Origin of the sequence: Pedobacter nutrimenti (genome assembly GCF_003208655.1) — a bacterium.
Taxonomy (GTDB): Bacteria; Bacteroidota; Bacteroidia; order Sphingobacteriales; family Sphingobacteriaceae; genus Pedobacter; species Pedobacter nutrimenti.
Window position 1 is genome coordinate 1 of record NZ_QKLU01000001.1, and the last position, 13,167, is coordinate 13,167.

General features: G+C 43.8%; 6 protein-coding genes and 1 pseudogene. 6 read left to right on the forward strand and 1 reads right to left on the reverse strand.

The annotated features are described in order from the left end of the window. Window positions 1-1,063 (forward strand): annotated as a pseudogene (locus tag B0O44_RS00005) (TonB-dependent receptor); the annotation flags it as partial. Between the two features lie 9 nt (window positions 1,064-1,072). After that, entirely contained in the window at window positions 1,073-3,307 is a 2,235-nt protein-coding gene (locus B0O44_RS00010) for an IPT/TIG domain-containing protein (RefSeq protein ID WP_170123237.1), read from the forward strand. Between the two features lie 60 nt (window positions 3,308-3,367). On the opposite strand, the gene B0O44_RS00015 is transcribed toward B0O44_RS00010, so the two are convergent. Beyond that, window positions 3,368-4,348 (reverse strand): helix-turn-helix domain-containing protein, encoded by a 981-nt coding sequence (locus tag B0O44_RS00015; RefSeq protein WP_110826656.1) that lies wholly within the window; start codon window positions 4,346-4,348, stop codon window positions 3,368-3,370. A 222-nt stretch (window positions 4,349-4,570) separates the two neighbouring features. Between B0O44_RS00015 and B0O44_RS00020 the strand changes: the two genes are divergently transcribed. The 4 genes from B0O44_RS00020 to B0O44_RS00035 all read left to right on the forward strand — a co-directional run bounded on the left by B0O44_RS00020 (window position 4,571) and on the right by B0O44_RS00035 (window position 13,108). Continuing rightward, window positions 4,571-8,371: a T9SS type B sorting domain-containing protein gene (locus B0O44_RS00020; protein ID WP_170123238.1), complete on the forward strand. Its 3,801-nt coding sequence runs from the start codon at window positions 4,571-4,573 to the stop codon at window positions 8,369-8,371. A 26-nt stretch (window positions 8,372-8,397) separates the two neighbouring features. Then, window positions 8,398-9,288 (forward strand): PorP/SprF family type IX secretion system membrane protein, encoded by an 891-nt coding sequence (locus B0O44_RS00025; RefSeq protein ID WP_110826658.1) that lies wholly within the window; start codon window positions 8,398-8,400, stop codon window positions 9,286-9,288. A 144-nt stretch (window positions 9,289-9,432) separates the two neighbouring features. Further along, window positions 9,433-10,233 (forward strand): hypothetical protein, encoded by an 801-nt coding sequence (locus tag B0O44_RS00030; RefSeq protein ID WP_110826659.1) that lies wholly within the window; start codon window positions 9,433-9,435, stop codon window positions 10,231-10,233. Window positions 10,234-10,273: 40 nt separating this feature from the next. Next, entirely contained in the window at window positions 10,274-13,108 is a 2,835-nt protein-coding gene (locus tag B0O44_RS00035) for an outer membrane beta-barrel protein (protein ID WP_110826660.1), read from the forward strand. Window positions 13,109-13,167: the final 59 nt, after the last annotated feature.

Consider the following 13,167-nt stretch of genomic DNA (forward strand, 5'->3'; position numbering starts at 1 on the left):
GCAGGTGCTTCGGACCAGTTTAGGGGTTGACTATACCACTGCCAGTCAGTGGAAATTCACCCTGGAAGGGATCTACACCAAAAACATCAAAGATGTACTTTTCCAGCAGCTGAACGTGCAGGACAACCCAACCTATTATGCTTATGACACCAAGCATCAGCAACCGGTGTACAGCGGAACGGTAGACCCTCGTTTTTCCAATACCTATCTGTTGAGCAATACGAGCAAAGGTTACCGCTACAGTCTGACCGGAAGCATCAGCAAAAGCATAGCCGATGTGTTGCAGGCTTCGGTTTCCTATACCTATGGAGCCTCCAAAGACCTGTCTAACGGGGTAAGGAACTCGATGGAAAGCAACTGGCAACTGAACCAGTCGCTCGTACCCAATAATCCAGCCCTGGCTAACAGTAATTTTGACATCCGCAACCGCATCGTGAGCAGCATCAGTTACAATAAGCTGTGGCAAAAGGCCGGTCGGACGAATGTTTCGCTGTTTTTCAGTGCCCAGTCGGGCAGTCCGTTTACCTATGGCATCGTGAACAACAGTGTACAGGGCCTGCCCCAGCAGGTGAGCCTGGCCTATATCCCCAAAAGAGAAGAAGCAGTCCGTTTCTTTAAAGACCGGGTAAGCGGGGGACAAACGATTACTGCCGCCCAGCAGGCCCAGGCCTTCAATGAACTGATTGACGGGAACAAATATTTAAGCAGCCGAAGAGGGGACTTCACCGAAAGGAACAAAGGACGTACCCCATGGAATGTGCAGGCCGATTTGCACGTATCACACGACATTTTTGTTAATGCAGGAGGCAAGCAGTTTTTTACCATCACGGCCGATGTGATGAACCTGACGAATTTACTCAACAAGAATTGGGGGATTCAGTATTTTTCACCCAACACCTTCAACTCGACTTCCAGTGTGGGCTTAACCCCGACCTTGTTCCCACCGCAGCAAAATGCGGGCGGTTACCCGGTGTATGAATTTACTTCCCCGGGCAAGCCTTACAGTATAGATTACTATGGTTCCAGGACCCAGCTGCAACTGGGGGCAAGGTATACTTTTTAAGCGATGGATATGAACTTATATAAAAAGAAAGACATGAATTTATCAAATACATCCGGATTTAGGAATATACTGGGCATATTGCTTTTTTTTCTGGTACTGGTTACGGCCTGTAAAAAAGATAAAACAGAAACTATTAAGGAACCGTTAAAAGTGACAGACTATTTTCCAAATAGTGGAAACCAGGGTACCCTGGTGACCATTCAGGGCACCGGCTTTGGAAATCGTATATCGGAAGTAACGGCAAGCTTTTCAGGCACCTCTGCTGATGTGGTGAGCGTTACCCCGAAGGAAATTGTACTCAGGTCTCCTAAAGGCGGAAGCACAGGTGATATTTCCTTAAAAATATCAGGTGAACAGGTCCTTGTCGGAAAGTATACCTATCAGGAACTGAGTGTGCAAAGCATCAGCCCGGCAAACGGATCAGCTGGGGCACATATTCAAATTACTGGCGCAGGTTTTGGTAGTACAAGCGGTCCTGCACAGGTTTTTATTAACGGAAAACAAGCATTGGTCGTAAGTGCAAGCGACAATTTGCTGGTTGCTGAAGTACCGGAAGCGGCCGGAACCGGACCAGTAACCGTTAAAGTAAATGGTAAGGAAGCCTCCGGCCAGACTTTTAAATTTCAGTCCATCACCGACATCAAACCTTTAACGGGTGGAAAGGGAACCAAAGTACGAATAAATGGTTCTGGATTTGATGAAGTTGCAGCCGGAAATTATGTAGATTTTAATGGCAAGCAAGCCCTGGTACAGGAAGCGGCGGCCGATCATTTGATTGTCATTGCACCTGATGAGGTTGCTACAGGGCCCTTGTCGCTAACCATTAACAATCAAAAAACAACAGGTCCTGTATTTACTGTAGTACCCGTTCCGGTTATACAAACGGTAAGTCCTTTAAGCGGACCTGCAGGTGCAGTGATGACCATTACCGGTACAACTTTCAGCGCCATAAAAGACGAAAATAGAGTTAGTATCAATGGAAAAGACCTTTCTATAACTTCTGCGACGGCAACGGTCATTACATTGACCCTTCCGGGAGGAACAGGCAGCGGAAAAGTCGTTTTAAGTGTAAACGATCAGGTGGTACAGGGACCAGACTTTAAGGACCAAAACCTGGGTATTGTAAAACTAAGTCCTGACAACGGCTTGGCCGGAACGGAGGTAACCATTACCGGATCAGGCTTTAATGCGAGCCCATCTGCAAATACGGTGACCTTTAACGGTGTTGCAGCGGTGGTTAAAAGCGCTGCTGAAAACACATTAGTGGTGGTTGCCCCTGAACAACTGAGTACAGGACAGGTTAAAATTACCAGTAATGGCCAAACGGCGGTATCCCCAACCAGTTTTAACCGTGCAGGTGTGTTGACCTTTGCCGGTGGACCAGGTACCACCGAAATATCCGTTTCCAGATTTGGTGGTGGTATTGTGGTCGACAAACAGGGAAATGTGTACCTGCAGGAAAATGAAAAGAACAGGATCAAGAAAATCAGCCCTGCGGGTGTGGTTTCTCTATTTGCTGGAAGTCCTTCTTCGCAATCCGGCAACCGGAACGGACAGGGAACAGACGCCTTATTCAATTTCGGGCCAAGTTCAGGTATGGTCATAGACCCTCAGGGTAACCTTTTTGTGAGTGATTATGGCAACCAGAGTGTGCGTAAAATTACACCTCAGGGTGTGGTGAGCACCTTTGCAGTGAACTTGACCAATTTTACAGGTAAAATCACTATGGACCAGGACGGATTTGTTTATGTACAGAAATTTTATCTGGGCGTATGGAAAATTGATAAAGACGGGGTGAAAACAAGCCTTGCCCAGGGGACTAGTGTAAGAGAAGATGCACAGCCGGCTGTTGTTGGAAACGACTTTTACTGGGTTGATGCAGAAGGTACATTGCTGAGCAAACAAAATCTGGTTACCGGAACGAATACCCGGTATTGGGTAGGTGGAAACTATGGCTATCAGGATGGAATTGGAACACGGGCCATGTTCTCTGGTATTAAAGGAATCCTTTCAGATGGAAATGGCAACATGTATGTATCAGATAACGGAAACAATGCGCTCCGTAAGGTGAATATTTCGACCCTGGAAGTGACTACGGTGCTCAAGTCAGCAAGGGGCTATAAAGATGGCAGCCTGGCTCAGGCACAAGTCAATAATATTGCCGATATGGCCGTTGATAAGGATGGTAATATTTATATTCTTGATCTGGAGAACAATGCCATCAGAAAGATCTTTTTGAGGTAAACTGTTTATTTTTTTTTAAACCTCTGGACGGGTCGGCGAAAGCTGGCCCGTTTTTTTGGTTTACATTTCTGCAGGTGACAAGGTTTTGATGTACTTTAAAGGGCTGCAGCCTTTTTCCTTTTTAAAGGCCGCAAAAAAAGTACTCTTGGAAGAAAAACCGGCTTGTAAACCAATGGCTTCAATGGTCAGGTATTGTAAAGCGTCATTTTGTGAAAGCAGGTCGACGACAAAGTCAACCCGCCACTGGTTGATAAAGTCCTGAAAGTTTTTTCCATAATGCTGGTTTAACAAGTGGGAAAGATGATGCGTACCAATTTGAAGATGTGCCGAAAGCTCTCCAAGGGTAATCCGCTTTTTGCGGAACAGTTGTTCACTTTGCATCACCTCCTGAAGTTTTGGAAGCAGTAAAAGTAAATTTGTACTTCTGGTGCTTTCCATTTCCTTTTTGATCTTTTCCAGCGTGCTGCCTTTCATGTCCAGGTAGGAGGCGACAAGCTCTACCGGGACCTTATCAAACTGTCCGGGAAGACTGCGCAGGTAATATTCATATTTTTCTTTGGCACTGCCCATACGGATATTTACAGCACGTTCATGGGCTACTTTATAATACAACTCCAGGATCCTGCGCATAATGATGTTCATTTCCGGATAGGTATCAAAAAAGTAAAGCAGATCTGTAGAGCGCAATCCGATCAGGTAAGAATCTTCTTCAGCCACCATACTGTCTTCGGAGGGAGCGGTGCCATACATACCGACAATGGCAGAAACAAACTCCCCATCTACACAAATAAAGGTAGTGAGGCTTTCATTACCCTTTGTCCGGTAGCCGGCAATAATACCACTGACCAAAAAATAAAGGTATTTGCTCGTTTCACCCGATTTAATTAAAAAGCTGCCTTTTTTTAACTTAACCTCAAATGCACGTTCCAGAAAAGCATTTCTAAGATCGGTACTCATAGGCCCAAAACTGGATAAAACATCCAATACCGGATTAATAATAAAACTTTCGGGTTTCTTAAAAGGAGCGTATCGGCTGGGCATAAACGGGCATTATGGTAAGCGTGGTTCGGTAATTTAATCCAAAGTTATAATTCTGGAGTGGTTTACAAGGATTTTTGTCTATTATTTCTAGAAGCGTGACTTAATTTCGTCTCTGTAATACTTATTAAACTCTCAGTCATGTACAGAAATTCTTCTGCAAGGTCTCTATTGTTTTTTCTTCCGGATGTGACTAACCTTTTTTCAAAAAACCATTTAAATTATATGAGAAAACTCTACGCGCTAAAAGCTTATTGTCTTTTACTCCTGGTGTTTTGTTGCAGTAGCTGGATAACCGGTACTGTGAAAGCACAGACCAAACCGGTGTTTACAAGTAATCCCGTAACATCGGTACCGGAAAATAAACTCTATTCTTATGCACTAAATGCAAACTCTCCGCTATATAATCCATTGAGTTTCTCCGCTCTGACACTTCCTTCCTGGCTGAAGCTGACACAAGGTGAGAATTCAACGGTTGATTTTAGTGGTACAATAAATAACCCGGGAGGAATTGCAGGGGATGCGGAGGGGAATACTTATGTGACAGAATTAACCACGAGTAAAGTTTATAAAATACTGCCTGATGGTACCTCCTCTGTGTGGTATAACAGGACAATGGGATATTGCTATGCCATGGTCGTGCATGAAGATTATTTATACATGTCCAACTTCAGTAATGGTAAAATCACCAGGGTAAGCATGTCCAACCCTGCTGGGGGAGAATCTGATGTGGTTACGGGATTGACAGGACCACTTTCCCTTGCGTTTTATAATGAAAAATTATATATTTCCATGTATGGTGCCAATAAATTGATCAAAGTTGATGTTTCAACTGTTCCGGTGGCCTACAAGCCATCAATGGACCTGGTCAGCGCATCAAGTTGCTTTGGACTGGGTTTTGATAAAAACGGTGTGTTGTATGTTGCCCAGTATGGTTCTGGTACCGTTTCAAAATTTGATGGAACACGCCTGACCCCAGTGTTAACTGGTTTGCCTGGTTTTGCCACTGATATCAAAATTGATAAAAATGACAATTTATATGTAAGTCTATACAATAGCGCAGACGGGGTGCGTAAATATGTAGCTGATTTATCTTCTTATGTAAAGGTTTTGAATTCGGCAACTAACGTAAACGTATGGGGCATGACCATAACTCCATTGGGGACTTTGATTTTTGGGGCCAACAACCAGAATAAATTAATGAAGCTGGAAACAGGGGCGACGATTACAGGTACTCCGGGTCATGCGGAGGTCGGCGTCCATCCTGTCAGCATCAGGGTTACAGATGGGGTAAACTATACGGACCAGTCTTTTAACATTACCGTAACAGATCCGAACCCGCCATTGGTTGCTACTTACAGTCCGGCAAACAATACGACCGGAATTACAACCAACACCAGTCTGGTGCTTACTTTTAACGAAGAAATTAAAAAAGGAACAGGTTATATTTACCTGAAAAAGAGTTCGGATAATTCTGTTATCGAGAAAATAGATGTAACAGGTACCAGTGTAAGCATAAGCAATCAAAATGTATTAACCATTGTGCCTTCTGTGTCAATGCCTTCTTCATCAGATATTTATGTTCAGTTGGATGCAGGTGTGGTTACTGATTTAAGTAACAATGCTTTTGCAGGGATTTCTACAAACAATACCTGGAAATTTAAAACAGAAGCATTACCTCTTAGCGCGACCATCAGCGGTAAAAACATCAACAGTTGCAATAGCTCAGGTGGCGAAGCTACTGTGGTGGTCACTGGCGGAACCGCACCTTACTATTATACTTGGTCACCCACAGGAGGTTCAGGAGCCAGAGCAACAGGTTTAATCGCCGCGAACTATACCTGTACAATAACTGATGCTTTAGATGTAACCATCATTAAAACCATTGAAATCAAAAAGGCAGAAAAAATAAACCTAACTATTGACCGGGTAAACGTAAGCACTCCTAAAGGATCGGATGGCTCAGCTACAGTATCAGTTACAGGAGGTACGGCACCTTACACGTATTTATGGACAGGCGCTGCCGGCACAAATGCAAAGGCCGAAAATTTAAAAGGCGGTTATTACAGCTGTGTGGTTACCGATAATAGTGGCTGTACAGCACAAATAGGGGTGACCATTTTAGATAAACCGGCGCTTTCGAATTTCGCAAACCAAACTTTAACTTATGGTGATGCGGCTTTCCAATTGCCACCTCCACTTAGCCCTAGCCAGGGTGCGTTTAGTTATAGCATCAGTGACCCTTCAATAGCAACAATTAACGGAAACATGCTGACTATTCTTAAGCCGGGTCAGTTCAGTGTCAGAGCGGGCCAGAGTGCTTTTGAAGACTATGATGCAGCAAGTATAGAGGCAACTTATACTATTGTTCCTAAAACAATTAACGCAGGTTTAACAGCAGGATTGACCCTCAACAAAGTATATGACGGAACAACAAACCTCAGTCTGGGGGCAGAAAATCTGATCCTGAATGGATTGGTCAATAACGATGCGGTCACCGTAAGCGGAACGGCTGTTTACGATACTAAAGATGCAGGAATAAATAAAGCGGTTGTGCTGTCGGGATTAAGCTTGTCCGGTGCACAAAGTAATTATTATACATTGGGTAACAACACCATCAATGTAAATGGAAATTTCAGTATTTCTAAGGCAGTATTAAACGTTATTGCCGATAACAAAGAACGATTTGCTGGAACAGCTAACCCGGCTTTGACCTTCACTTACAATGGTTTTGTAAACAATGAAAACGTTAGTGCACTTAGTGTTTTACCCGTAATCAATACAACAGCTCAGTTATCCAGCCCGGTTGGCACTTATCCTATTAAAGCTTCTGGGGGGGCTGCATTAAATTATAACATTAATTATACCGATGCGATATTAACCGTAAAAGCAGCCGCCCCAACTGACATCAGCCTGGCTGCTACAGCTTTATATGAAAACCAACCTGCCGGTACTATTGCCGGTACATTAAGCAGCAGCTCACAGGATGCCGCGGCATCCTTTACTTATGCTTTGGTAGGCGGACAAGGCGATACAGACAACAGTTTATTTGCCATTTCAGGAAATGTACTGAAAACCAGTGCGGTGTTGGATTACGAAAACAAAGCCAGCTATAGCATCCGGGTAAGAAGCACCACTCAATATGGCTTTAGCCTGGAAAAGGTATTTACGGTAAACATTCTGGATGTAAACGAAGCACCTACTCTGGATGCCATTGCAAGCAAAAATATTTGCTATACAAACAGCACACAGAACATCAGTTTAACGGGTATTACACCTGGACCGGAAGTAAACCAAACCACTACTTTAAGTGTAAGCAGCAATAACGCAGCATTATTTGAAAGCCTTACGGTAGCCAAAACAGGGAACAATACAGGTACACTGAATTATAAAATAAAAAATGGTGCCTTTGGTACAGCAACCGTAACCGTTGTTGTAAAAGATAACGGTGGAACCGCAAATGGTGGAACCGATACTTTTAGCCGGACTTTTACCATTACGGTAAATCCTTTGCCAGTTGCAGGCATTGTCAGTAACCAGGGCAGTAGCATCTCAAAGGGGGTAACAGCAGTACTGATGGCCAGTGGGGGCACCAGTTACATCTGGTCCACAGCAAATGGCATAGTAGGCGGACAAACTACCGCAAACCTTACCGTGCGTCCTTCGGTAACCACTACTTATACCGTTACGGTGAGCAATGCGAGTGGTTGCACCAGTATGCAAAGCTTTACACTGGAAGTGGCTTCCGATTACCAGGCCCTTAGTGCAACAAATATCCTGAGCCCTAATGGCGATGGTAAAAATGATGTATGGGTGGTTAAAAATATAGACCTGTATCCAAACAATGAAGTAAAGATCTTTGACCGTGCCGGACGCATCCTTTACAATAAAAAAGGCTATGACAACAGCTGGAACGGTACTTTAAACGGTGCGCCGCTAAAAGAGGGGACCTATTATTATGTAATTGATTTTGGACCGGGGCAATTGAAGCAAAAAGGGTTCATTACGATTGTAAGAGAAAACTAAACAGACAAAATTTTTAGAAAAATAAAATGAACATATATAAACGTTTTTTAATCAGTGGAATACTTACAGCAAGCTTTGCTTTCTCAGCGAAGGCACAGCTGGATCCGCTGGCAGCTCAGTACTTTACCAATCAATACCTGGCAAATCCTGCTTTTGCGGGAACAGAGCAAGGTGTCAGCATCAATGGAGCTTACAGAAAATTATGGAACAATGTACCTGGTGCACCACTTTCTCAAAGTCTTACGGCAACCTACGGTGTAGGAAAAATTGGACTGGGGCTTAACATCAGTAATGAAACAGCAGGTTTGCAAAGACAAACCAGGGTGCTGGCTTCCTATGCCTATCATTTACCCCTCAACGATGAAGATCAGAAACTGAATTTTGGGGTGTCCCTGGGTTTTACCAACCAGCGTCTGGACATTACAGACATCAATGGCGATCCGTCTGATGTATTGGTAGGACAGTATAATTCCAGAAAAAACTATCTGGACGGAGATTTTGGTGCGGCTTATACCAGTAACCACCTGAGCATTCAGGCTTCCATTCCGAACCTGAAAAGTTTTTTTAAAAAAGAATCTGTAAATGTGGCCGACCTGGCTACTTTTTATACCGCCATTGGTTATCAGTTTAATTTTAGTGAAGGTATTAATGCTGTTGGACTGGAACCTAAAGTGGCCTTCAGGGGCATTAAAGGCTATGACAACATCCTTGATGCCGGTGCCCAGCTGACCATGATTGACCGTCAGATTATGCTTACCGCATTGTATCATAGTTCTGAAAACGCAACTTTTGGTTTAGGGATGGATTTTAAAAAGAAATACCTCATTTCCGGTTATTATACCACCCAAACTTCCAAGCTTTCGGGATACACCAATGGAAGTTTTGAACTGAATTTAAGAATCTCTCTCGGAAAGTAATCCGTTTGGGTGTGCCTAATTAGTGTCTCTCACCGGGTACGACGGATGTCGGCCCGGTTTTTTTATGCCTTTAATTTTTAAACCAAAAGCATTCTTTACTGTCTTAGTCATAGAAATCTGCAAACTATACCTTAACTTCAAACTATGACGAGAAAGTTTTACCAAAGCCTTTTTTTATGTTTTCTAATAGCCGGGACCCAGCTTTCCGCCAATGCGCAGAAACAACCCTCTGTACAGGAAAACAGTATGTATGCCCCCCAAGGGATAAGAATTGATGGAAAAAACAAAGAATGGAACAATACCTTTCAGGCAAATAACAAAAGAACAAACCTGCAGTATACCCTTTGCAATGACGATAAAAATTTATACCTGGCCGTAAAATGCAATGACCTGCTCAGCAGCAGAAAAATTGCAGGGGCCGGCCTTAGTTTCTCTGTGAATATCAATGGGAAAAAGGACGAAAAAGAGAGCATTAGCCTGACTTATCCGGCCCTTAGCTCCAGTACAAACAGCAATCCGGGCAGGGGCGGTCAGGCCAGAGGGGGCAGGGGACAAGGGGGAAACCGCATGGGAACTAAAAGCCAACCTTCGTCCAAAGAAAAAGATTCTATTCAGGCTGCAAACATAAAAAGCCTGCTGGCCCAGGCCAAGGAAATTCAAATTAAAGGCTTAAAAACAAGTACCGATTCCCTGATTTCTATGTATAACGAATTGGGGGTAAAGGCTGTTGCTTCAATGGGAGAAGACCATGTTTTCTTTTATGAAATGGCCATACCCCTGGAAGCCCTGGGCTTAAATCAAAACAGTAAAGAGTTTGCCTATCAGCTTAAAATTAACGGATTATCTGAAAGGGGCGCCGGAGGTTTTGGCGGGGCGGGAATGAATTTTGAAGAATTAATGAGTCCAACAGATTTCTGGGGGAAATATACCTTGGCCAGAAAATAAAAATTCCAGGCCAAACACAACCTAACCAACCAAACCCCAGATGAAATATTTTTACAGCCTGATTATAGGCCTGCTGATGTACAGTACCCAGGTACTTGCCCAACAGCCGGCAAAGCATAATGTTCCGCCGCCGCTTCCCATGCGTGAGGTAAGTGGAATTGTCAAAGATTCTACAGACCTGGGCGTCATCGGCGCAACTGTAAGCCTTACTTCACATAAAGACACCTTAAAGGTCAGTACCAATACGGACGGTGTTTTTGTATTTAAAAATGTCAAATCGGCCACCTATACCCTGGTCGTACAAAGCATCGGTTATACTTCAACCGCACCGATGCGTTTTAAGCAGAACGACGCGGTTCCCAGAATTATAATGGACCCCATTGTACTTAAAGAGAAAAAAAACACCCTCAATGAGGTGGTGATTAACGGAACACCATCGATTACCTATAAAACGGACACCGTAGAATATAAAGCAAGCGATTATATTGTCCGTAAAAATGCCACTGTGGATGAGTTGCTTAAAAAAATGGAAGGCATGGAAGTGGCCAATGATGGAACATTGACCCATCAGGGACAAACCGTAACTAAGGCCAAACTCAATGGCAAAGAGTACCTGGGTGGTGACCTGGCCAATGCCATCAAAAATCTGCCTGCCGAAATTGTAGATAAAATTCAGGTAGTAGACGACTATGGTGACCAGGCTGCCCGGACTGGAATTAAAGATGGGGATCCTGAAAAAGTACTGAACATTACCACCAGAACAGACAAATCGGTGGGTAATATGGCCAATGTCAATGCCGGAGCCGGAAATGACAAACGCTACGAGGCGGGGCTTTTTGGGACGCGGATTAACCAGAACCAGGTACTGGGTTTAAATGCCAGGTTAAACAATACCGTCAATGGAGTAGCCCAAAACAATGCCGATAGCGGGGCAGGTGCACAAGCTGGTGGTGGCAGAGGTGGACAAGGGGCTGGTGGAAGGGGAGCAAACAATGGCAGCAGTACAGGCAGTGGAGGAACAACCCGGACCGGAAATGCTTCCTTCAGCTATCGTGATAAATTGGGTAAAAAAGTACAGCTTAACCTGAATTATGGATACGGCGGTACAGATGTACATTCCATTAACAGTTCCGATGCCCAGAACTTTACTTCTCTTGGGACCATTTTTTCGACCAGGGGAAGCGTAAACAATACCAATTCGAGGAACCATAATTTCAGGGCCGAAATTGAAGCCAACCTGGACAGTAACAATTTTTTACGCATTATTCCAACCCTTACGTATACCTCTTCTTCGGGTAAAAGGGCCGATTCCTTGTTTCAGACTGGTATTATTCATCAGGACCAGATCAGTGCGAATAAAAATAAAAATACCTCACCCAAATTTGGTGCATCGGTCTTTTATCAGCATTTGTTTAAAAAACCACGACGAAATTTTTCCATTCAGGCCGATCTCAACAGCAATAGACAGCATGCCGAGCAGGAGCAGGACTCCAGGATATTGTATTACCTGGATGCGAGTGAAACCGTTGCCAAAGATTCCCTGATCAACAGGATCGTTTCCCGTAAAAACCTGCAGCGGAACTATCGGGGGAGCCTCACCTATGTAGAGCCTTTGAGCACCAATACCCAGTTGGAATTTAATGGACAAATCAATTACAATGGATATGATAATACCGCTACCACCAGCAATATAGACGCTTTGGGCAATGCGAAAATTATTGATTCCCTGAGTAACATTTACGATTATTCCTTTACCCAGGCCAGAATTGCCTTAAATTACCGTTATGGACTAAACAATACATCCAAAGTGCGTTTTTCCCTGGGTTTAACAGCTGTCCCGGCTTTGCTTTCGGGTACCAAAGTAAGTTTAGGGACCAGCACCAGCAGGAGTAGTTTTAACATTATTCCAATTGCCCGTTTCGAGTATCTGTTTTCCAGACAGCACAGGTTGTCGGTGAATTATTCTGGTAATGCGGTGGAACCCACATTTGATCAGATCCAGCCGGTAAGGGATGTTTCCAATCCGCAGAACCCGGTTGTGGGTAATCCCGATTTGAAAGCCACTTTTTCACATTCCATTAATGGAAACTACAACAATTACATTGCAAACTCAAAACTCAATTATTCCCTGAATTTTAACACCACCTTTACCCAAAATGCCGTAGTGCGCAATAACGTACAGATCAGGGATGCCTATAACAGTTTAAAAACGGAAACCCGTTTTGTGAATATGGATGGGGTGTACCGGTTTAATGCCAATTATTCAGTAAATAAACAGCTCAATGACCGTAAATACAACCTGGCTTTTAGTGGTTCGGTAAATTATAATCATGGCATTTCCATGAGCAACGACATCAGAAATATTACCCGCACCTGGACATTTATAGAGCGTTTTGGCCCAAGGATCAATCCCAAAGAATGGCTGGAGGTCAACCCAAATGTTTCCTATAATGTCACTTCTTCCGACAATACGTTGCCCACCTCTATCGACAGCCGCACCAATACTGTTGCGTTGAACATCGATGGAAAAGTATATTTCTGGGACACCTGGCTTTTTGGCTATAGTGCCAGTAAAAATTATGTGAGTGGTATCAGTTCAAATATTACAAGTAATCCATTTGTGGTGAACATGTATATTGAAAAGGAATTGTTTAACCGCAGGGGAAGGGTGAGCTTTCAGGCATTTGACCTTTTTAACCAGAACAATTTTGTAAACCGGGTCATTAATGATAATTCTATTGTAGATACGCGCTCAAATGCGCTGAGCCGGTATTTTATGCTGCGCCTGAGCATGCGGCTTCAAAAATGGAGCGGGGCCAGAGGAAAAGGCGGCAGAGGGATCATTAGAAGAGGGGATGGAAGTTTTATGCAGTAAAAAAACAGCGCCAGGCCAAGTGACCAGGCGCTATAAACAAAACATGGATTATTCAAAAG